At 73.8% G+C, this 19,949-nt stretch carries 19 protein-coding genes, 1 pseudogene and 1 riboswitch; of the genes and pseudogenes, 8 read left to right on the top strand and 12 right to left on the bottom strand.

From position 1 onward, the window contains the following. Nucleotides 1-53: 53 nt before the first annotated feature. Together IO24_RS0118280 and IO24_RS0118275 are read right to left on the bottom strand one after the other, a co-directional pair. Complete coding sequence (locus IO24_RS0118280) at nucleotides 54-3,047, bottom strand: AAA family ATPase (protein ID WP_031136996.1); 2,994 nt, start codon at nucleotides 3,045-3,047, stop codon at nucleotides 54-56. After that, complete coding sequence (locus IO24_RS0118275) at nucleotides 3,044-4,207, bottom strand: exonuclease SbcCD subunit D (protein WP_031136994.1); 1,164 nt, start codon at nucleotides 4,205-4,207, stop codon at nucleotides 3,044-3,046. Before IO24_RS0118275 ends, IO24_RS0118280 begins: the two co-directional genes overlap by 4 nt. A 168-nt stretch (nucleotides 4,208-4,375) precedes the next feature. On the opposite strand from IO24_RS0118275, the gene IO24_RS46520 reads away from it, so the two are divergent. Together IO24_RS46520 and IO24_RS46515 are read left to right on the top strand one after the other, a co-directional pair. Continuing rightward, nucleotides 4,376-4,966: an MFS transporter gene (locus tag IO24_RS46520; protein ID WP_234335257.1), complete on the top strand. Its 591-nt coding sequence runs from the start codon at nucleotides 4,376-4,378 to the stop codon at nucleotides 4,964-4,966. Nucleotides 4,967-5,078: 112 nt separating this feature from the next. Then, entirely contained in the window at nucleotides 5,079-5,621 is a 543-nt protein-coding gene (locus IO24_RS46515; protein ID WP_234335256.1) for an MFS transporter, read from the top strand. A gap of 41 nt (nucleotides 5,622-5,662) precedes the next feature. Here IO24_RS46515 and IO24_RS0118265 read toward each other — a convergent pair whose 3' ends face one another. The 6 genes and pseudogenes from IO24_RS0118265 to IO24_RS0118235 form a co-directional block, all read right to left on the bottom strand. Further along, the gene (locus IO24_RS0118265) at nucleotides 5,663-6,289 is read right to left on the bottom strand and encodes a YigZ family protein (protein ID WP_031136992.1); all 627 of its coding nucleotides are present in this window, start codon (nucleotides 6,287-6,289) and stop codon (nucleotides 5,663-5,665) included. Nucleotides 6,290-6,664: 375 nt separating this feature from the next. Continuing rightward, on the bottom strand, nucleotides 6,665-7,207 hold the full coding sequence (locus IO24_RS0118255) for a SixA phosphatase family protein (RefSeq protein ID WP_031136991.1): 543 nt from the start codon (nucleotides 7,205-7,207) through the stop codon (nucleotides 6,665-6,667). After that, entirely contained in the window at nucleotides 7,204-7,920 is a 717-nt protein-coding gene (locus IO24_RS0118250; protein WP_199808853.1) for a hypothetical protein, read from the bottom strand. The genes IO24_RS0118255 and IO24_RS0118250 overlap by 4 nt, the downstream gene beginning before the upstream one ends. Nucleotides 7,921-8,027: 107 nt before the next feature. Then, nucleotides 8,028-8,826 (bottom strand): annotated as a pseudogene (locus IO24_RS45990) (ABC transporter ATP-binding protein). Further along, nucleotides 8,823-9,875 carry a FecCD family ABC transporter permease gene (locus tag IO24_RS0118240; protein ID WP_031136988.1) on the bottom strand — a complete coding sequence of 351 codons (1,053 nt, stop codon included), beginning with the start codon at nucleotides 9,873-9,875 and terminating at the stop codon, nucleotides 8,823-8,825. Before IO24_RS0118240 ends, IO24_RS45990 begins: the two are co-directional and overlap by 4 nt. Continuing rightward, nucleotides 9,872-10,888 carry an ABC transporter substrate-binding protein gene (locus tag IO24_RS0118235; protein WP_031136986.1) on the bottom strand — a complete coding sequence of 339 codons (1,017 nt, stop codon included), beginning with the start codon at nucleotides 10,886-10,888 and terminating at the stop codon, nucleotides 9,872-9,874. The genes IO24_RS0118240 and IO24_RS0118235 overlap by 4 nt, the downstream gene beginning before the upstream one ends. A gap of 69 nt (nucleotides 10,889-10,957) precedes the next feature. Beyond that, nucleotides 10,958-11,144: riboswitch (cobalamin riboswitch) on the bottom strand. Nucleotides 11,145-11,224: 80 nt separating this feature from the next. Here IO24_RS0118235 and IO24_RS0118230 point away from each other — a divergent pair. The 3 genes from IO24_RS0118230 (at nucleotide 11,225) to IO24_RS0118220 (ending at nucleotide 14,637) form a co-directional block, all read left to right on the top strand. Further along, nucleotides 11,225-11,653: a CoA-binding protein gene (locus IO24_RS0118230; protein WP_031136985.1), complete on the top strand. Its 429-nt coding sequence runs from the start codon at nucleotides 11,225-11,227 to the stop codon at nucleotides 11,651-11,653. A gap of 133 nt (nucleotides 11,654-11,786) precedes the next feature. Beyond that, nucleotides 11,787-13,391, top strand: a complete 1,605-nt coding sequence (locus IO24_RS0118225; protein WP_045296410.1) for an APC family permease — start codon at nucleotides 11,787-11,789, stop codon at nucleotides 13,389-13,391. Nucleotides 13,392-13,413: 22 nt separating this feature from the next. After that, nucleotides 13,414-14,637, top strand: coding sequence for a 4-hydroxybenzoate 3-monooxygenase (locus IO24_RS0118220; protein WP_031136982.1), 1,224 nt, complete (start codon nucleotides 13,414-13,416; stop codon nucleotides 14,635-14,637). An 11-nt stretch (nucleotides 14,638-14,648) separates the two neighbouring features. On the opposite strand, the gene IO24_RS0118215 is transcribed toward IO24_RS0118220, so the two are convergent. After that, nucleotides 14,649-15,008, bottom strand: coding sequence for an ArsR/SmtB family transcription factor (locus IO24_RS0118215; RefSeq protein ID WP_031136980.1), 360 nt, complete (start codon nucleotides 15,006-15,008; stop codon nucleotides 14,649-14,651). 9 nt (nucleotides 15,009-15,017) lie between these two features. On the opposite strand from IO24_RS0118215, the gene IO24_RS0118210 reads away from it, so the two are divergent. After that, nucleotides 15,018-16,112 carry a cation diffusion facilitator family transporter gene (locus tag IO24_RS0118210; RefSeq protein WP_045296409.1) on the top strand — a complete coding sequence of 365 codons (1,095 nt, stop codon included), beginning with the start codon at nucleotides 15,018-15,020 and terminating at the stop codon, nucleotides 16,110-16,112. Between the two features lies 1 nt (nucleotide 16,113). Here IO24_RS0118210 and IO24_RS0118205 read toward each other — a convergent pair whose 3' ends face one another. Beyond that, nucleotides 16,114-16,671, bottom strand: a complete 558-nt coding sequence (locus IO24_RS0118205; protein ID WP_031136977.1) for a YbaK/EbsC family protein — start codon at nucleotides 16,669-16,671, stop codon at nucleotides 16,114-16,116. 44 nt (nucleotides 16,672-16,715) lie between these two features. Further along, nucleotides 16,716-17,288: an XRE family transcriptional regulator gene (locus IO24_RS0118200; protein ID WP_031136975.1), complete on the bottom strand. Its 573-nt coding sequence runs from the start codon at nucleotides 17,286-17,288 to the stop codon at nucleotides 16,716-16,718. 97 nt (nucleotides 17,289-17,385) lie between these two features. Here IO24_RS0118200 and IO24_RS0118195 point away from each other — a divergent pair, with 97 nt between their 5' ends. After that, complete coding sequence (locus tag IO24_RS0118195; protein WP_031136973.1) at nucleotides 17,386-18,243, top strand: DMT family transporter; 858 nt, start codon at nucleotides 17,386-17,388, stop codon at nucleotides 18,241-18,243. Nucleotides 18,244-18,337: 94 nt separating this feature from the next. Here IO24_RS0118195 and IO24_RS0118190 read toward each other — a convergent pair whose 3' ends face one another. Next, nucleotides 18,338-19,135, bottom strand: a complete 798-nt coding sequence (locus IO24_RS0118190) for an acyltransferase (RefSeq protein WP_031136972.1) — start codon at nucleotides 19,133-19,135, stop codon at nucleotides 18,338-18,340. Nucleotides 19,136-19,245: 110 nt separating this feature from the next. Between IO24_RS0118190 and IO24_RS0118185 the strand changes: the two genes are divergently transcribed. Further along, nucleotides 19,246-19,773, top strand: a complete 528-nt coding sequence (locus IO24_RS0118185; protein ID WP_031136970.1) for a gamma carbonic anhydrase family protein — start codon at nucleotides 19,246-19,248, stop codon at nucleotides 19,771-19,773. Nucleotides 19,774-19,949: the final 176 nt, after the last annotated feature.

Raw genomic sequence — 19,949 nt, 5'->3', positions numbered from 1 at the left:
GCGGCCGAAGTCACCGGTGTCCACAGGCGTGGTCGGCAGGTGGGCCGCTGACCTCAGGCGCCGCGCTGCCGCAGTGCCGACCCGGACCGCCCCTTGACGACCTCCAGCTGGGCGTGGATCCGCCGCCGCAGGTCGGGGACATGGCTGACGATGCCGACGCTGCGGTCGCGTTCGCGCAGGGAGTCGAGGACGTCGAGGACCTCGTCGAGGGTCTGGTCGTCGAGGCTGCCGAAGCCCTCGTCGATGAAGAGGGTGTCCAGTCGCCCCCCGCCCGCCTCATCCGTGACGACGTCCGCGAGGCCCAGGGCCAGGGCCAGCGAGGCGAAGAACGTCTCGCCGCCCGACAGCGTCGCCGTGTCGCGTTCGCGGCCGGTCCAGGCGTCCACGACGTGCAGTCCGAGCCCGCTGCGGCCGCGTCCGGTGCGGTCGTCCGAGTGGACGAGGGTGTAGCGGCCCGACGACATGCGGCGCAGCCGTACGGTCGCGGCGGCGGCGACCTGCTCCAGCCGGGCCGCGAGGACATACGACTCCAGGCGCATCCGGCGTTCGTTGTCCGCCGAGGTGCCGGCGGCGAGACCGGCCATCCGGGCGACACGGTCGTACTCCTCGCGCAGCGGCGCCAGCCGGCGCACGGAGGCGGTCGCCCGGGCGGACAGCCGGTCGAGTTCGGCACAGCGCCGACGGGCGGCGTCGTGGGCGGAGGCGGCGTCGCGCAGCCGCCGGTCCGCCTCGTCGGCCGTCCGCTGCGCCGCGTCCAGGTCGGCCCGCGGCTCGCGGGCGGCGGCGGCCGTGTCGGCCTCGGCGAGGACGGCCCGGACGGCGGCCTCTTCGTGCTGCCAGGCGTCCAGGCGGTGTTGCAGCTCACGGTGGGCGGCGTCGTCGAGGAGGGCGGCGGCCGCGGCCTGCGGCGTATCGAAGCCGGCACGGAAGGCGGCGTCGGCGAGCCGGGCGTCGGCGTCCTTGAGCCGCTGGGCGCTGTCCTCGGCGGCCCGGGCGGCGTCGGCGGCGTCCGTGAGCAGCGCGGTTTGCCGCTCCAGCTGTGCGGCCCGCGCGGCGACACTGCCCAGGGAGCCCCGTACCCGGTCCAGCTCCTCCTCCAGAGCGGCCCGTTCGCGGTCCAGCCGCTCCCGGTGGCCGACCCGGGACGCGGTCCGTACGGCGGCCTCCTGCCGGGTGGCGAGGCGCCGTTCGCGTTCGTGCCCGGCCTGTCGCAGGCGCTCCTGCGCGGCGTGCAGCTCGGCTGCGGCGCTGCGGGCCCGCGCGTACCGCTCCTCCAGCTCCTCCACTTCCCGGGCGAGTTGGCTGGTAGGAGTGTCACCGGCCTCCGCGGTGGCGGCGGCCAGTGCCTCCCGTACGACCCCGAGGCGCCGCTCGTCATCGGCGTGCTGTTCGTCGGCGCGCTGGTAGGCGGTGAGGGCGTGCTCCTCCGCCTCGCGGTCGACGTGTCCTGCGTCCTTGCGGGCGGGGGCGGGGTGTTCGGTGGCGCCGCAGACGGCGCAGGGTGCGCCGTCGGTGAGGTTCGCGGCCAGTTCGGCGGCGATGCCGTTCAGGCGCTGTTCCTTGAGGTCGAGCCAGTGTTGCTTGGCCCGCAGTGTCTTGTCCTGTGCGATGCGGACCTGTTCGACCGCCTGGTCCGTGTCGTGGGCGAGCTGGTCGCGCAGGCGGGCCGCCCGCAGCCGCTGCCGCGCGGGCTCGCGCCGTTCGGCGAGCTGCTCGGCGAGGGCGGCGTCCTTCTGGGCGGAGTCGACCCGCGCCTGGAGTGCGGTGCGCGTCTCCTCCCAGCCGTCGAGCCAGGCCTCCGCCTCCTGCAAGAGGTCGGCGTCGGCGTGCTCCTGACGGTCCAAACCAACGCGCTCGTCGAGGAGTTCGGCCAGCCGCCGCTCGGCGCGGCGGGCCGAGTCGAGTCCGCCCAGTTCCTCGGCGGTCCGGCGTGCGGCGGAGGCGAGTCCGGCCGCACCCGCGTCGGCGAAGGTCTCCGGCAGCAGGGCACGCGCGCGTACCTCGGCGGCGGCTGCCCGGCGGTGTTCGGCTTCGGAGGATTCCCGCAGGTCCAGGGCGGGGGCGACCGCTTCGGCCTTGCGGGCCCGGTCCATGAGCGCCTGCGCCTCCCGGTAGGCGGCGGCTCCCTGCTCCAGACTCGCCGCCCGTTCCCGTGCCTGGGCGAACCGCCGCTGGAGGCGATCCAGTTCGCGGGCATCGTCCAGGGCGCGGCCGGCGGCGGCCTGCGCGGACTCGGCGGCGGTGAGCGTGCACGCGGCGACGGTGAGCTGCTCGCGGGCGGTGCTGCGGGCGATTGCGGCCGCACTCAGGACGGCCTCGGCGAGCCCCGGTTCGCCCGGGGCGAGTCCGGGCAGCTCCATGGCGTCGCCCGCGGCCTGCTGCATGCGGTGGGCGTCGGCCAGCAGCTCCGCGTCCCCGTCCCGCACCCGGGCCTCGGTGGCGCGGCGGCGCTCGGCCAGGCGCTTTTCGACGTCGGCGAAGCGGCGGGTGTCGAACAGGCGGCCCAGCAGCTTGCCGCGGGCCTCGGCGTCGGCGCGCAGGAACCGGGCGAAGTCGCCCTGCGGCAGCAGCACGACCTGGCAGAACTGCTCCCGGCTCATGCCGAGGAGCTGGGTGATCTCCTCGCCGATCTCCTGGTGGGAGCGGCTGAGGTCCTTCCAGGCCCCCGCCGTCGCGTCGTACTCGCGCAGCCACGTCTGGGCCTTGTCCAGGGTCGTGCCGGTGCCGCGCTTCTTGGGGCGCTCCCAGGGCGGCTGGCGGGTGACCTCCAGGCGCCGCCCGGCGACGGTGAGGTCGAGGGTGACCTCGGTGCGGGTCGCGGGGGCGGCGTGGTCGCTGCGCAGGGTCGTGCCCTGCCCGACGCCCTGCCGGGCGCCCGGCACCGAGCCGTAGAGGGCGTAGCAGACGGCGTCGAGGACGGATGTCTTGCCCGCGCCGGTGGGGCCGTGCAGCAGGAACAGCCCGGCGCTCGACAGGTCGTCGAAGTCGACGGTCTGGGTGCCTCCGAAGGGACCGAAGGCGGTGACCGCGAGCCGGTGGAGCCTCACCGGGCCACCTCCCGGACGGTCTCGTCGGCCCGCACGGCGTCGAACGCGTCCCGCAGCACGCCCTGTTCGCGCGCGTCGGGGCCGGCGCCGCGCACATGGGCGACGAAGTCCTCGGCGATCTCCTGGTCACTGCGGCCGGCGAGACGCCGGGCGTACGACACCTCGGACTCGTCCTCGTCGCGGTCGGGGTCGAAGACGAGGCTGAGCGTGTGCGGGAAGCGGGCGGCGAGCCGGGCCATCGGGTCGGCCGGGCGGACGGGGTCGGTGAGGGTCGCCTCGACCCACGCCTCCTCGTGCCGGGTCAGTTCCGGGTCGGCGAGGAGGTCTTCCAGCGTGCCGCGGATCCGGGCCAGGGCGCGGGGCACGGGGCAGTCGACGCGCTCGGCGTCGACGGAGCCGTCCGCGGCCAGGTCGACCAGCCACATGCTCTTGCGGTGGGCGGCCTCCGAGAAGGAGTAGGGCAGCGGGGAGCCGGAGTAGCGGACGCGGTCGGTGAGGGTCTGGCAGCCGTGCAGATGCCCGAGCGCCACGTAGTCGACGCCGTCGAACACCCCGGCCGGTACCGCGGCGACGCCGCCGACGGTGATGTCCCGCTCGCTGTCGCTGGGTTCGCCGCCGGTGACGAAGGCGTGCGCGAGGACGACGGAGCGGGTGCCGGCCGGGCGGGCGGCGAGGTCGGCGCGGACCCGGTCCATGGCGGCGGCGAGCACGGCCTCGTGTCCGGCCTTCTCCACACCGAACTCGTCTTTCACCACGGCCGGTTCGAGGTAGGGCAACCCGTAGAAGGCGACCTCCCCGTCGGCGTCGGCCAGCACCACGGGGGTGCCTGCCGCCGACGGCTCGGTCCGCAGATGGATGCCGGCCCGCCCGATCAGCCCGGCGCCGACGCCCAGCCGGCGGGCCGAGTCGTGGTTCCCGGAGATCATCACCGTGGGCACGCCGAGAGCGGCGAGGCGGTGCAGGGCGTCGTCGAACAGCTCGACCGCGGCGAGCGGCGGCACGGCACGGTCGTACACGTCTCCCGACACGACCACCGCGTCCACGGCCCGCTCCCGCACGGTCGTGACGAGGTGGCCGATGAACTCGGCCTGGGCGCCGAGCATGTTCACCCGGTGGAAGGCGCGGCCGAGATGCCAGTCGGAGGTGTGCAGCAGCCTCAAGACGCCGCCCCGGCCTGCATGTCTCCCCCTGCTGTCGCTCTCCACCGGCACGAGCCGGTACCCGCTCGCTGTCAGACCCACCACGCTAACGCGTGTGGGCCCCTGGTCCACCACCAACCTCGGACCGCCACGCCCATCCGACGGCAATTCAGGGGGAATGTCGCAACTGTGCTGCGAAACGGCGTGGCCGCCTTCACCCTGACCTCCCTGCTGTGCGCGCTCGCCCCGGGCCCGGGCACGCTCATCGCGGCCCGGGTGCTGCAGGGACTGTCGGCAGCGGTGATGACACCGCAGGTGCTGTCCCTCATCCGGGCCGTCTTCGTACACGAACGCGACCGGGCCCGGGCCGTCGGCGCCTACGGTGCCTCGATCGGCGCGGGCGTCATCGCCGGCCTCGTCGGCGGCGGCCTGCTGCTGGACCTGGACGTGGCGGGCCTGGGCCGGCGCATGATCTTCCTGATCAACGTGCCGATCGGTGCGGCGATCCTGTGCGCGGCCGTGCCCGCCGTCAGCGAGAGCCGCAGCGCGGACCTGCCGCTCCTCGACATCGGCGGCGCGGCCTTCACCGCCGTGCTGCTGCCCCTCGTGCTGATCCCGCTGATCCTCGGCGGCGAACACGGCTGGCCCTGGTGGACCTACCTCTGCTTCGTCCCGCGGCCGGCGTCCTGGCGTTCCTGCGCTGGGAGCGCCGGACGGAGACCGCCGGCAACGACCCGCTGCTGCCGGGCCGGCTGCTGCGGGCCAGGGGCTTCCCGCTGAGCATGGGCACGGTGCTGATGTTCTTCTCGGGCAACGCCGGGCTGTTCCTGGTGCTCACCACCCCCTCCAGTCGGGCCTGGGGCAGACCCCGCCGGCAGCGAGCCTGGTCTTCGTGCCGCTCGGCTTCGGGTTCATCGTCGCCTCGGCCGCGTGCCGCCGGCTCGCCGCCCGGTTCGGGATCGGGGTGTCGATGGCCGGCGGCCTCGTGATGGCGGCCGGTCTCGTGGCCGTGCCCGCGGTCACCGGCCTGGACCGCTCGGCCCAGGCGGTCGCGCTCGCGGCGGTGATGGGCGTCTCCGGGCCCGGGCAGGGCCTGGTCGTCGCGCCCTTGGTGGACGCCGTTCTCACCCGGGTCCATCCGGACGACGCGGGCGCCGGGTCGGGTGTGCTGAACACCGTGACCCAGGCGGGGATGGCCTTCGGGGCCGCCGTCATCGGGGCCATGTACCGCGGCTTCCTGGGCAGCAATCCCCAGTCCCCGGGTCCGGACACGGACTCGGCCGACTTCGCGCGGGCCTTCGACCTCACCGCGTACGTCCTCGCGGCCCTCGCCGTCAGCACGGCGTTGCTCGCGTTCCGGCTGGGGCGCGTCCCGGCGGGTGGGGCGACCGGGAACGCGGCGGACGCCGAGGACCGGGCCGGCGCAGACCGCTGACCCCGTCGGCGACGGCGTGGCGGTCCGGGACGGAACCGCCGTCAGGCGTCCCCGTACGCCTCCCCGCCCGGTGCGAAGCCGGCCGTCCCGGCGGTGGCGTCGGCGAGCCATGACCGGAAGGCGTCCACGTCGGCGTCCGGGAGGGCGATCTCGATCGTGACCGCGTCCCCGTAGCGCACGTCGCGGACTTCGCGCCCAGTGGTGCGCAGGTCGTTCTCCAGCTTGCCGGCCCGCTGGTGGTCGACGGTGACCGTGGCCAGCCGGAAGCGGCGGCGGGTGCGGGTGCCGAGGGTGTCCAGGGCCTCGCCGACCGCTCCGCCGTACGCGCGGATGAGCCCGCCGGCGCCGAGTTTGGCCCCGCCGAAGTAGCGGGTGACGACGGCGACGACGTACCTCATGTCGCGGCGCAGCAGCATCTGGAGCATGGGGACGCCGGCGGTGCCGCCCGGCTCGCCGTCGTCGCTCGCCTTCTGGACGGAGGCGTCGGCGCCGATCACATAGGCCCAGCAGTTGTGGGAGGCGTCGGCGTGCTCCTTGCGGACCGAGGCGATGAAGTCCTGCGCCTCCTGCTCGGTGGCCGCCGGGGCGAGGGCGCACAGGAAGCGGGAGCGGTTGACCTCGGTCTCGTGCACGCCGGCAGCGGCGACCGTGCGGTATTCGTCCTGCATCCGGCCAGCCTAATCGCGTGGCCGCCGGCGTCCCGGCGGGGCGGCCGGCCGGAGCCGCCGGGACCTCCGCTACGAGTGGGCCACGACCTCGCCGGCCGTCACCTGGGGCGGGTTGGGCAGCAGCTAGGCGAGCCGTTCCCGTACGAAGTCCCCCGCCCTCCCGGTCGACTCCTCGGCGCCGGCCCGGTCCTGGAAGACACCGGCCGACACCTCACCCCGCCGCCGGCGTCGACCCAGTAGTAGGCCACGAACCCCCGGACCTGACGGAGGAGCGGCAGGAACTCCTCGTTCACCCGGCGTCCCGCCTCAGCCGGGTCGGTCACCCCTTCGTACCGTCGAATCACGGCATGCATGACTGCTCTCACGGTGCCCGGGCTACTGCTTCGCGCCCCGGGGCACGGTCACGGACGTGAGCAGCGCGGTGCCGGGGGCGAGGGACCGCCAGGCCGTGCCGCGCCAGGACAGGACGGCGATCGCCGAGGTGGGGAACTTCGTACGGACCTGCTCCAGGGTGTCGGCGAGGCCGTCGCCGGCGAGGGCCAGGACCAGTTCCTCCAGCCCGGGGTTGTGCCCGATCAGCAGCAGCGTCTCCACCTCGGCGGGCACCTCGTGGACGACGGCCAGCAGGCCGGAGGGACCGGCGGCGTACAGGCGCCGGTCGTGACGGACCGGCGGGGGTGTGCCCCACTCGGCGGCGGCCAGGTCCCAGGTCCGGCGGGCGCGGACGGCGGTGGAGCACAGCGCGAGGTCCGGCAGGAGGTCCGCACCGGCCAGTGCCCGCCCCGCCGCGGGGGCGTCCCGGCGGCCGCGCGGGGCGAGGGGGCGTTCGTGGTCGGCGACGTCCAAGGGCCAGGCGGACTTGGCGTGCCGCAGCACGACCAGGCGGCGCAGCGGGCCTGCTCCGGCGCGTTCGATCATGACGGGGATCCCAGGTCGCGGGTGAGGTCGAGGCCGAGGAGCCGGTCGGCGTAGGCGTACGTCTCGAACCGGGCGCCGTCGGCCAGGTCCGGCTCGGTCTCGACCTGATGGAGCACGCCCAGCACCCGGGGTACGTCCAGGTCGTCCTCCCAGGCGTCGCGCAGCCGTCCCCGCACGGTGTCGGGAATCGGCCGTGAGGGCTGCCGTGCCCAGCGGGCGACCGCACCGCGCCAGCGGGCGAGGGTGGCGCGGGCGTCGTCGAGTCCGGCCGCCTCCAGCCGGACCGGGGCGCTGTGGTGACGGGTGATCAGGGCGAGGCGCAGGGCGGCGGGGTCGGAGTGGTCCGGTGGATCCGGCTCCACCGGCGCGACGGCGATCCGCACACCGTCGGGCACCGCCCCGCCCTCGGCGGTGACATGGACGACCTGGGCCTCGCCCAGGCCCGCACCGGCGTCGGGACTGTCCTCGAAGGGGTGGATGCCGAGCGCCGCGGCGCCCGCGCGCAGCTCCGGTTGCCGGCGGCCGCCGGCCAGCAGGGCCCAGACCGGTGTGCCGCCGAGTTCCAGGGTCCGGACGAGCAGGTCCCCGACGAGCAGCACCCGCAGGTTCGTCGAGTCGGAGCCGGAAGCGTGCACCACGACACGGGTCAGGCCCCGGCGGGCCGGGGCGGCGTCGACCGGCTCGCGGGTTCGGGCGTCGATGATGCGCAGCACGAGGTGAGCGTAGGCGGGCGGGCGGGCGGGCACGCGCAGGCAGGTTCGGCGTTTTCCGGCCACCGTGGCGACAATCGCCCCACCAATGGCGTGCCGGCCCGCTCCTCTCAGCCCAGCGTGCCGAGGAACCGCACATGGGGCCGCCCCTCGGGTCCTTCGCGGCTGACGGCGGCCCGCACCCCGTACACCTCGGCGATGAGCCCGGCCGTGAGGACGTCCTCGGGGGGGGCCTCCCGCCACGACCCGCCCCGCGGACAGCACGACGACCCGATCGCAGTACATCGCCGCGAGGTTGAGGTCGTGCAGGGCGACGACGGTGGTGACCGGCAGGCCCGTGACCAGGGTGAGCAGGTCGAGCTGGTGGTGGATGTCGAGGTGGTTGGTGGGCTCGTCGAGGAGGAGTTCGCGGGGTTCCTGGGCGAGCGCGCGGGCGATCTGCACCCGCTGGCGTTCGCCACCCGAGAGGGTGTGCCAGAGCCGGCCGGAGTGGGCGTCGAGGCCCGTGCGCTCCAGGGCGGCGCGCACGGCCCGCTCGTCGTCCGCGGAGGCGGGTGTCCAGGCCCGGCGGTGCGGGACCCGGCCCAGCCGCACGATGTCCTCGACCGTCAACTCGACCTGGGTGTCCGACTGTTGCTCGACCACGGCGAGGCGGCGTGCGACCGTGCGGCGGGGCAGGTCGCTCAGCGGTGTGCCGTCGAGGGTGACGACTCCGGAGGTCGGCATGAGCAACCCGGCCAGCAGCCGCAGCAGTGTGGACTTGCCGGAGCCGTTGGGACCGAGGACGCCGACCGTGGAGCCGGTCTTCGGGGCGAGGGCGACGCCGTCCAGGATGAGACGCCCGTCGGCACGGCGGCTGACCCGGTCGGCCCGCAGCCCCGCCTCCGCCGTCGCACCTGCGCCACTCACCGCGCCCTCCGCGTCCGGTACAGCACCGCCACGAACGCCGGCACGCCGATCAGCGACGTCACGACCCCCACCGGAATCTCCTGCGGATCGAGGACCGTTCGGGCCAGGGTGTCCACCCATACGAGGAACACCGCTCCCGCGAGGGCGGTGACCGGCAGCAGCCGCGTGTGCCCGGGGCCGGTCAGGGCCCGGGCGGCGTGCGGCAGGACCAGTCCGACGAAGCCGATCGCCCCGGCCGAGCTGACCAGCGCGGCCGTGAGCAGGGCCGTGGCGCACAGCAGCACCAGGCGGGTGCGGGCGACGGACACCCCGAGGGCGGCCGCCGCGTCCTGCCCGAAGGCGAAGGCGTCGAGGGTACGGGCGTACGACAGGCACACCACGAGCGCCACGGCCAGCACCGCCAGGCACAGCCATACGTCGGTCCAGCCGGCGCCGCCGAGCGAGCCGAGGAGCCAGAACAGCACGCCGCGGGTGGTCTCGGCGTCGGCGGAGGTCATCACGACGAAGGAGGTGAGCGCGGAGAAGAGCTGCATGGCGGCGACGCCCGCGAGGACCACCCGGTCGGTGGTGCCGCCGAGGGTGTGGCTGAGCAGCAGCACCAGCGCGAACGACAGCAGGGCGCCGAGGAACGCGCCCGCGGACACCGAGAGGGCACCGCCGCCCGCGCCGAGCACGACCACGAGGACCGCTCCGGTGGAGGCGCCGGAGGACACCCCGAGCACGAAGGGGTCGGCGAGCGGGTTGCGCAGCAGCGACTGCATCACCGCCCCGCAGACGGCGAGTCCGGCTCCGCACACGGCCGCGAGCAGGGTGCGCGGCAGCCGCAGCTGCCAGACGATCCCGTCCCGGATCGGCGTCAGCTGCGAGCTGCCGAGGCCGAGATGGGCTGCCACGACGGACCAGACGTCGCCGACGCGGATGTCGGCGGGACCGATGGTGAGGGTCACGGCGAGGGACGCGGTCAGCGCGACGGCCCCGGCCGCCCCCAGGGCGAGCCCGGACCCGCGCCGGGGCCGGACCCCGGCACCCGGCCGACCTTGGGCGGTCACTTCACCAGCCCGGACCGGCGCAGCCCGGCGGCCACCTGCTCCACGCCCTCGACGGTGCGGATGGTCGGGTTCATGGCCTGCCCGCTGAGCAGCACGTACCGCTTGTGCCGGACGGCGTCCATGTTCCTGGTGACCGGGTTGGACTCCAGGAAGGCGATCTTCTTCGCGGCCGACTCCGCGGTCTGCGACTTACGGGTCAGGTCGCCGATGACGAGGACGTCGGGGTCGCGGTCGGCGACCGTCTCCCAGTTGACCTGCGGCCACTCCTCGTGCGTGTCGTCGAAGACGTTCTTCGCGCCGAGGGCCTGGGTGATGATGCCGGGTGCTCCGCAGCAGCCCGCCATGTAGGGCGACTCGGAGTTCGCGAACCAGTAGAGGAGGGTGACGTCGGAGGCGTCGATGCCCGCCGTGGCCTTCTTCATGCGCTGCCGGAGGGACGACACGAGTGCGTCGCCGCGTTCCTTCACCCCGAACACGGTCGCGAGGTCATGTACTTCGCCGTAGACGGTGTCGATGCCCAGAGCCTTGTCGCGTGCGCCGTCACCGCCGCCCGAGTTGTCCTTGCCGGCGCAGTCGGACGGGGAGACGTAGGTGGGGACGCCGAGCTTCTCGAACTGCTCGCGGGTGGCGACGCCGCCTTTGCCGAGGGTGGAGACGAACGACGCGGCGACGAAGTCGGGCTCGGTGTCCAGGACGCGTTCGAGGGACGGGTTGTTGTCGGCGATGCGCGGCACCTCGGCGTCGGCCTTCTCCAGCCCCTTCATCACGGGGTCGGTCCAGGTGGCCGTGCCCGCGAGGCGGTCGGCCAGGCCGAGGGAGAGCAGGATCTCGGTGGTGCCCTGGTTGAGGGACACGGCGTGCTGCGGCGCGGCCGCGACGCGGACCTCGTGCCCGCAGTTGGAGAGCGTGACGGCGGCCTTCGCGTCGGTGGAGTCGGCGCCGCCGCAGCCGGTCAGGAGCAGGGAGCCGGCCGCGAGCAGGGCAGCGGCACGGGCGGGTGGAGCGAGGGGCACGGGAACCAGTCCTCAGTCGTCGAGGGCCCATTCGCGGAGCCCGGTCGTACGGTGCTCCCCCGCCGCGTGCGGCCGCGGGGGCCGCCAGCAGGTCTTCGGACTCGGGTTCATCCGGTACGGGACGCCTTCCCGGACGACCGAGTCGTCCAGTGGCCGAGGCCCCGCCCGTCCCCCTCACCGCTGCGCGTCAGTTCCGGATTCGCACCGGATTCCCTGACCCACGTACATGGGTTCGACTGGCCTCGGCAAGCTATCACGGAGGCTCTCGGGGAATCACCGCGCACTCCGCGTCGTTGCCGGGAGAGCAGTTCGTCACGACTCTCGAGGAGGCCGCCGGTGTACGGCGACGAGGCAGCGGTCCGCAGGATCCTCACCGAGCTCGGCGACACGTGGGCGGTGGTGGGCCTGTCGTCGAACCGGCAGCGGGCGGCGTACGGCGTCGCCGCAGTGCTCCAGCGCTTCGGCAAGCGCGTCGTGCCGGTGCATCCGAAGGCGGAGACGGTGCACGGGGAGAAGGGGTACGCGAGCCTGGCGGACATCCCCTTCGCCGTGGACGTCGTCGACGTGTTCGTGAACAGCGACCTCGCCGGGGCCGTCGCGGACGAGGCGGCCGCCAAGGGCGCGAAGGCCGTCTGGTTCCAGCTCGGCGTCATCGACGAGGGGGCGTACGACCGGACCCGCTCGGCGGGACTGGAGATGGTGATGGACCGCTGCCCGGCGATCGAGATCCCACGGCTGTCTCATCACCGCGTACAGGAATCCTGAAGCGTTTCCCACGAAATACCCGCGCCCGGTCAAGGCTGCACAACTCGTCTTCTTCCGCCGGCTGACCGATTCCTAACCTGAGGCCTCTTGCTCGCCGGACTCTTCGAGTTCACTGATGAGAGGCCCCGCATTCATGGAGAGAGACGGTCTGCGCCGGGACGTCGGGCTGATCGGGCTCATGTGGGCGTCGGTCGGATCCATCATCGGCTCGGGCTGGTTGTACGGCGCCGAGAAGGCCGTCGTTGCGGCCGGCCCCGCGGCGATCCTGTCCTGGCTCATCGGCGCCGTGGCGATCGTGCTGCTGGCCCTGGTGCACGCGGAACTCGGCGGCATGTTCCCGGTCGCGGGCGGCACGGCCCGCTACCCGCACTACGCGTTCGGCGGACTGGCGGGCATGTCCTTCGGCTGGTTCTCCTGGCTCCAGGCGGCGACGGTGGCCCCGATCGAGGTCGAGGCCATGATCGGCTACGCCGGGCACTGGCACTGGGCGCAAGGCCTCCAGCACGCGCAGGACGGGACGCTGACGACGAGCGGCTTCGTCGTCGCCGTCCTGCTGATGGCCGTGTTCGTCGTCGTCAACTTCCTCGGCGTGCGGATCCTGGCCCACACCAACAGCGCCGCCACCTGGTGGAAGGTGGCCGTGCCGCTGGCCGCGATCTTCATCATCGCGGCCGGCAACTTCCACCCGGGCAACTTCACCGAGCACGGCTTCGCCCCGTTCGGCGCCCACGGGGTGCTGAGCGCCGTCAGTTCCAGCGGCATCATCTTCGCCCTGCTGGGCTTCGAGCAGGCGATCCAGCTGGCGGGCGAGAGCCGCGACCCGCAGCGGGACCTGCCGCGCGCCACGATCGGCTCGGTCGCCATCGGGGCGGCCATCTACGTCCTGCTCCAGGTCGTCTTCATCGCCGCCCTGCCGCTGAGCTCCTTCGCGCACGGCTGGACCAGGCTCGACTACCCCGGCATCAGCGGTCCGTGGGCGGGGCTCGCGACCCTGGTGGGACTCGGCTGGCTGAGCGTGGTGCTGTACCTGGACGCGGTGGTCTCCCCGGCCGGCACCGGCCTGATCTACACGACGGCCACGTCGCGCGTCTCCTACGGACTGGCCCGCAACGGCTACGCGCCGAAGCTCTTCGTCCGCACCGACGCGCGCGGTGTGCCGTGGTTCGGGCTGATCGTGTCCTTCGTGACCGGCGTGGTCTGCTTCCTGCCGTTTCCGAGCTGGCAGCAGCTGGTCAGCTTCATCACCTCGGCGAGCGTGCTGATGTACGCGGGCGCCCCGCTGGCCTACGGCGTCTTCGCGGACCGGCTGCCGCACCGGGCACGCCCGTACCGCCTGCCCGCCGGGAAGGCCCTCTCGCCGCTGTCCTTCGTGGTGGCCAACCTCATCATCTACTGGTCCACCTGGGACACCCTGTGGCGGCTCGGCGTGGCCATCGTCCTCGGCTACGTCCTGCTCGGCGGCTACGCCTGGTACGCCACCCGAAAGGGCCTGCCCGACGCGCCCCGCCTCGACTTCAGGGCCGCCCGGTGGCTGCCCGTCTACCTGCTGGGCATGGGCGTCATCTCCTGGCAGGGCGGCTTCGGCGGCCAGGGGCACCTCGGACTGTGGTGGGACATCCTGGTCGTCGCGGTGTTCTCGCTGGCTGTCTACTACTGGGCCCGGGCCTGCGCCTCCCCGTCCGCGGAGATCGAGCGGAGCATCGAGGAGGTGACGGTCGAGGAGGTGCCCGTGCACTGAGACCGGCCTCCATAATGTGCGCATGACCCACGCCTTTCCGCCCGCGGACTCCGGCGCCCCGCAACGCTTCCCGGTCGTTGTCGTGGGCGCCGGTCCCGCAGGTCTGACGGTCGGCAACATCCTGCGGGCCGCGTCCGTGGACTGCCTGGTGCTGGAGAGCGAGACCCGGGAGTTCATCGAACGGCGGCCCCGGGCCGGGGTCATCGAGGAATGGGCCGTACGCGGCTTGGAGAAGCGCGGCCTCGCCCGCAATCTGCTGGACCGCGCGGAACTGCACACCGCGTGCGAGTTCCGCTTCGACGGGGAGCGCTACCGCTTCCCGTACGGCGAGCTGACGGGCAGCCACCACTTCGTCTACCCGCAGCCCTTGCTGGTGACGGACCTGGTGCGCGAGTACGCCGACGTCCGGGGCGGTCACATCCGCTTCGGGGTCCGGGACGTGCAGGTCCACGACCTGGACACCGACCGGCCGTCGGTGTCGTACACCTGCCCCGAGACGGGTGAACGCCACGTCGTGCACTGCGACTTCGTGGCCGGGTGCGACGGGGCACGCGGGGCGACCCGGGCCTCACTCCCGCCCGAGCGGGTCCGGATCGCGCGGCACGACTACGGCATCGGCTGGCTTGCCCTGCTCGCCGAGGCGCCGCCCTCCGCCGACTGCGTGCTGTTCGGCTGCCACGCGCGCGGCTTCGCCGGCCAGATGCCCCGCAGCCCGCAGGTGACCCGCTACTACCTCCAGTGCCCGCCGGGCGACGCTCCGGAGAACTGGCCGCACGAGCGCGTCTGGTCGGAGCTCCAGGAACGGCTCGGGGCGGCCGGTGTGCCGCCGCTGACCGAGGGGCGGCTGATCGAGAAGCGCGTACTGGACATGCACGACTACGTGGTCGAGCCGATGGTGCACGGCCGGCTCCACCTCGCCGGCGACGCGGCCCACCTGGTCGCCCCCATCGCCGCCAAGGGCATGAACCTCGCCCTGCACGACGCCTTCCTGCTCGGCGACGCTCTGGTCGCCCGGCTGACCACCGGTGACGGCAGCGGCCTCGACGGCTACGCGCAGGCGTGTCTGCGGCGCGTGTGGGACTACCAGGAGTTCTCGCAGTGGCTGTCCGAGGTGTACCACGGTACGGCGGCGGGCGACCCTTTCCGCGCGGGCACCACGCTCGCGCGGCTGCGCCGTCTGTTCACCTCGCCCGCGGCGGCCGCCGCCTTCGCCGAGCAGTACCTCGGCACGGCGGCGCGTCATTGAGCGAGCCGTGCTCAGTCGTGCGGGGGGCGGTCGCTGAGGCGGTGGTCGGCCACGTTCAGCGCCTCGTCGACGAGCCGGCGCAGATGGCCGTCGCGGAGTGAGTAGATCACCCGGCGGCCCTCTTTGCGCGTGTCCACCAGGCCCGCGAGGCGCAGTCGCGCCAGGTGCTGGCTGACGGCCGGTCTGGCCGCCCCGCACGCCTCCGTGAGCGTGGTGACGTCGGCCTCTGTGCCGGTCAGCGCGTGCAGCAGGGCGAGCCGGGTGCGGTCCCCCAGCAGGGCGAGCAGTTCCGCGGCGAGCGCGAGCTGCTCCTCGCCGGGGCTGCGCGGATGCGCATCATGCGCAGCTGACAGGTGCATGCGTGCGCTCATACGCACATAATGGCGCCACGGCACGGGTACGTCCACTCTCGCGCGCACCGAAAGGGGATCCACGTGAGCGACCGGCACGAGCACTCCCACCCGCAGCACCACACCCACGGGCAGCGGCACGGCCTGCGCCATCGGATCGGCCACCTCCTCGCCCCGCACTCCCACGAGACGGCCGACAAGGTCGACTCCGCCCTGGAGTCCTCGGCCCGCGGGATGCGGGCGCTGTGGGTCTCGCTCGTCGTTCTCGGCGTGACGGCGCTGGCCCAGGCGGTCGTGGTGGCCTTCTCCGGGTCGGTGGCGCTGCTCGGGGACACGGTGCACAACACCGCGGACGCGCTGACCGCCGTCCCGCTCGGGATCGCCTTCGTGCTGGGCCGGCGCGCGGCCACGCGCCGCTTCACCTACGGCTACGGGCGGGCCGAGGACCTGGCGGGGCTGGTGATCGTGCTGACGATCGCCGCCTCCGCGGCCTTCGCGGGCTGGACGGCCGTGGACCGGCTGCTGGATCCGCGCCCGGTCACACACGTCCCGGCGGTCGCCGTGGCCGCTCTCGTCGGCTTCGCCGGCAACGAGTGGGTGGCCCGCTACCGCATCCGCGTCGGCCGCTCGATCGGCTCGGCGGCGCTGGTCGCCGACGGTCTGCACGCCCGTACCGACGGATTCACCTCACTGGCCGTGCTGCTGGGCGCCGGTGGCTCGGCCCTCGGATGGCAACGGGCGGACCCGATCGTCGGGCTGGTGATCACGGCGGCGATCGTCCTGGTCCTGCGGGACGCGGCCCGGGAGGTGTTCCGCCGGGTGATGGACGCCGTCGACCCGGCGCTGGTGGACCGGGCCGAGCGGGCCCTGACCGAGGTCCCCGGGGTGCGCGGCGTGGGTGAGCTGCGGTTGCGCTGGATCGGCCACCGGCTGCGCGCCGAGGTGGCGGTCGTGGTGGACGGCGACGTGACGGTGCGCGAGGCCCACCGCATCGCCGTGGACGCCGAGCACGCACTGCTGCACGCGGTACCGCGCCTGACCGCGGCCCTGGTGCACGCGGATCCGGAGCCGGCCCCGGGCGAGAGCGACCCCCATCTGCCACTGGCCCACCACGTCGCGGCGTAGGTCAGGAGACCCCGAGCCCTTCCAGCACCACGGCACCCGGCAGTTCCGCGAACGCCTTGCCCGGGACCAGCAGCTTGCCGCGCCGCCGGCCGCTGCCGACCAGCACGTACGGCAGGTCGACGACGGCGGCGTCCACGAGGACCGGCCAGCCGTCCGGCAGCCCGAGCGGGGTGATGCCGCCGTACTCCATGCCGGTCTCGCCGGTGGCCGTGTCCATGGAGGCGAAGGAGGCCTTGCGGGCACCGAGCCGGCGGCGCACGACGCCGTTCACGTCGACCCGGGTGGTGGACGGCACGACGCACGCGGCGAGCGTGGAATCGCCGCCGCGCCTGCCCGCGACGACCACGCAGTTCGCCGACCGCTCCAGCAGGTCCTGCCCGTAGTGCTCCACGAAGGTGGCGGTGTCGGCCCACTCGGGGTCGGTGTCGACGTAGACGAGGTGCTCGGCGGGGACGATGCCCCGCCAGTGGCGTACGGCGTCGGCGACCGGGGCGGTGAGTTCGTCGAGGCAGGCGGGGGCCGGGCGGGCGTTGTCGAAGTCTCCGATGGGTGCGCGCATGGGCCGCACGCTAACAACAGCGGACCGTTGGCGGACCGGGCGTCTCAGGTCACGGGCGGCACCGAGACGGCCATGACCATCTCCATGGGCGCATCACCGGCGTTGCCGTACGTGTGCGGGACGTTGGCCTCGAAGTGGACGCTGGCGCCCGCGGGCACCCGGTGCTCGACGCCGTCGACGGTGAGGGTCAGTTCGCCCGCCGTGACGTGCAGCAGTTCGGTCGTGCCGGCGGGGTGCGGGTCCGACGGGCTGCTCTCGCCGGGCATGAGCCGCCAGTCCCACAGCTCCAGCGGGCCGGGCGCCTCGGTGCCCGCGAGGAGCCGGTTGTAGCTGCCGGCGTCGGTGTGCCACAGCCGTACGGCCTGCTCGGCCGGGACGATGCGGACGTGCGGGCCCTGTTCGTAGTCGAGCAGGGTCGTGATGCTGACGCCGAGCGCGTCGCCGATCTTGACGACGGTGCCGAGGCTGGGGTTGGTGCGGGCCTGCTCGATCTGGATGAGCATGCCGCGGCTGACCCCCGCCCGGGCGGCGAGCACGTCCAGGGTGAAGCCGCGCACCGCGCGCCAGTGCTTGACGCTCCGCGCCAGGGACTGGGTCAGCAGGTCGAGGTCCGACACGTTCCGTCCAATATTCTGTATGACATAGTGCAGCCGACTGCACTACGGTGTGGTTGACCTGATCGTTCACCGAACTGTACTGCGAGGCATCCGTCCCATGACAGCGCTCTTCGCCCTGGCCACCAGCCTGTTGTGGGGACTGGCCGACTTCGGTGGCGGTCTGCTGACCCGGCGCACGCCCGCGCTCACGGTGGTCGTGGTCTCGCAGTCGATCGCGGTGGTGGTGCTCGGCGCCGTCGTGGTGGCGACCGGCGGCTGGAGCGAAGCGGGGCCGCAGCTGTGGTTCGCCGTGGCGGCCGGGCTGGTCGGGCCGGTGGCGATGCTCGCCTTCTACAAGGCGCTCGCGCTGGGCCCGATGGGGGTGGTCTCGCCGCTGGGGTCGATCGGTGTGGCGGTGCCGGTCGGAGTGGGCCTGGTGCTGGGCGAGCGTCCCGGCCTGCTGCAGTTCGTCGGCATCCTGGTCGCCGTCGCCGGTGTGTGCCTCGCCGGCGGCCCCCAGTTCCGCGGCGCCCCCGTCCAGCGTCAGGCCGTCGCCCTGACCCTGCTCGCCGCGTTCGGCTTCGGCGCGGTGATGGCCCTCATCGCCGAGGCGTCGACGACGCTGACCGGTCTGTTCCTCGCCCTGTTCGTCCAGCGGGTGACCAACGTCGCCGCGGGCGGGCTCGCGCTGTTCGTGTCGGTACGACGCGGTGCGCCCGCCCTCGCGGCGGAGGGCTTCCCCTGGCGCACCCTGCCCGCCCTCGCCTTCGTGGGCCTCGCGGACGTCGCCGCGAACGGCACGTACTCCATCGCCGCGCAGCACGGCCCGGTGACGGTCGCCGCCGTGCTGGCCTCCCTGTACCCGGTGGTGACGGCCGTGGCCGCGCGGGGCGTCCTCCGCGAACGGCTGCGGGCCGTGCAGGCCGCGGGGGCGGGGCTGGCGCTGGTGGGGACGGTGTTGCTGGCGTCGGGCTGACCCGAACGGCCCGGGCTCCGGCTCCGGCTCCGGCTCCGGCTCCGGCTCCGGCTCCGGCTCCGGGGATGCTGCCGGCGCCGGGCGGACCCACGGTTCAGGAATCCGGCTCCAGCTCCGCGAGTCCGGACGCCGGCTCCTCGTCGAGCTCGGCCAGCCGGGCCGCCGTCTCCTCGTCCAGGCCCGACAGCGCGCGCAGCTGCTCGGGGGTGACGCCCTCCGGTATCGGGACCGGCGCCGGGGTGCGCAGGGGCGGCTGCCAGCCGTCGGCGGCGGTCCAGCGCCGTACGACGCGGGCCGGTGCGCCCGCCACCACGGCGTGGTCGGGCACCGTGCCCCGCACGACCGCGCCCGCGGCCACCACCACGTTCCGCCCGATCCGGGCGCCCGGCAGGATCACCGCGCCGGTTCCGATCCAGCAGCCGGGCCCGATCTCCACCGGCTCCATCCGCGGCCACTGCTTGCCGATCGGCTCGTGCGGATCGTCGTAGGAGTGGTTCGTGGAGGTGACGTAGACGTACGGGCCGAAGTAGCAGTCGCTGCCGATCGTGACCGTCGTGTCGGCGATGACGTGGCTGCCGCGGCCCAGGACGACGCCGTCGCCGAGCCGCAGGATCGCGTCCGGGCCCAGGTCGAGGTCGGGCATCAGACCCGCGGTGAGGGTGACCTGCTCGCCGATGATGCAGTGGGAGCCGAGGTGGATCCAGGGTTCACCGAAGACCGTGCCGAGCGGGAAGGCCAGCCTGGTACCTGTTCCCATCGCCCCGAAGCGGTAGCGGCCGGGGTGCTCGGCGGTGACGGAGCCCCTGCGCTGCACCCAGGCCCAGCCCGCGTGGACGGCGCGCTGCGTCAGGCCCCGCCGCCAGGATGAGAACGTGTTCTTGCGCTTCGGCACGCGCTCACGGTACTCAGCGGTAGCTCCACCCGCTGCGTCGGATACCTGTGATCTTCGCCCCACAGGGTGGCGTACGGTGTGCGCGTTGTCTACGGCGCTGGGAGGCGGACATGGGTCAGCGGGCGATGATCACCGGGATCGGCGGCAGGGAGCCGGAGATCGACGAGACGGCGTTCGTGGCGCCGACGGCGTCGGTCATCGGGGGCGTGACGCTGGCGGCGGGGGCGAGCGTCTGGTACGGCGCCGTGGTGCGCGGTGACGTCGAGGCGATCTCCGTCGGGGCGAGCAGCAACGTCCAGGACAACTGCACGCTCCACGCCGACCCGGGGTTTCCCGTGAGCGTCGGTGAGCGGGTGAGCATCGGGCACAACGCGGTGGTGCACGGGGCGACGGTCGAGGACGACTGTCTGATCGGGATGGGTGCGACGGTCCTGAACGGCGCGGTGATCGGGGCCGGGTCGCTCGTCGCCGCGCAGGCGCTGGTGCCGCAGGGGATGGTCGTGCCGCCCGGGTCGCTGGTGGCGGGCGTGCCTGCGAAGGTACGGCGGGAGCTGTCGGAGGAGGAGCGGCAGGGGGTCACCCTCAACGGCACGATGTACGCCGAGCTGGCGAAGGCGCATCGGGAGGTGCACGCGTAGGCGGTGCGGCGGGTGCCGCGTCGTGGGGGCTGGTCACGCCCACGCGGCGGAGCCGCACATGGACACAGTCCCGCAGCCCTAGAGGTTGTCCCGTATGGGGCGTGGGTTATCGGGCGAGGGCCAGGTTGTGTAGCCGGGCGATGCCGAGCATGGCCTGGTGAACGCCGTTGCCCTTG

It is taken from the genome of Streptomyces flavovariabilis, assembly GCF_000725785.1.
Taxonomy (GTDB): domain Bacteria; phylum Actinomycetota; class Actinomycetes; order Streptomycetales; family Streptomycetaceae; genus Streptomyces; species Streptomyces hawaiiensis.
Note: the sequence above shows the minus strand (reverse complement) of the source record. Positions and strands in the feature narration are given on the sequence as shown.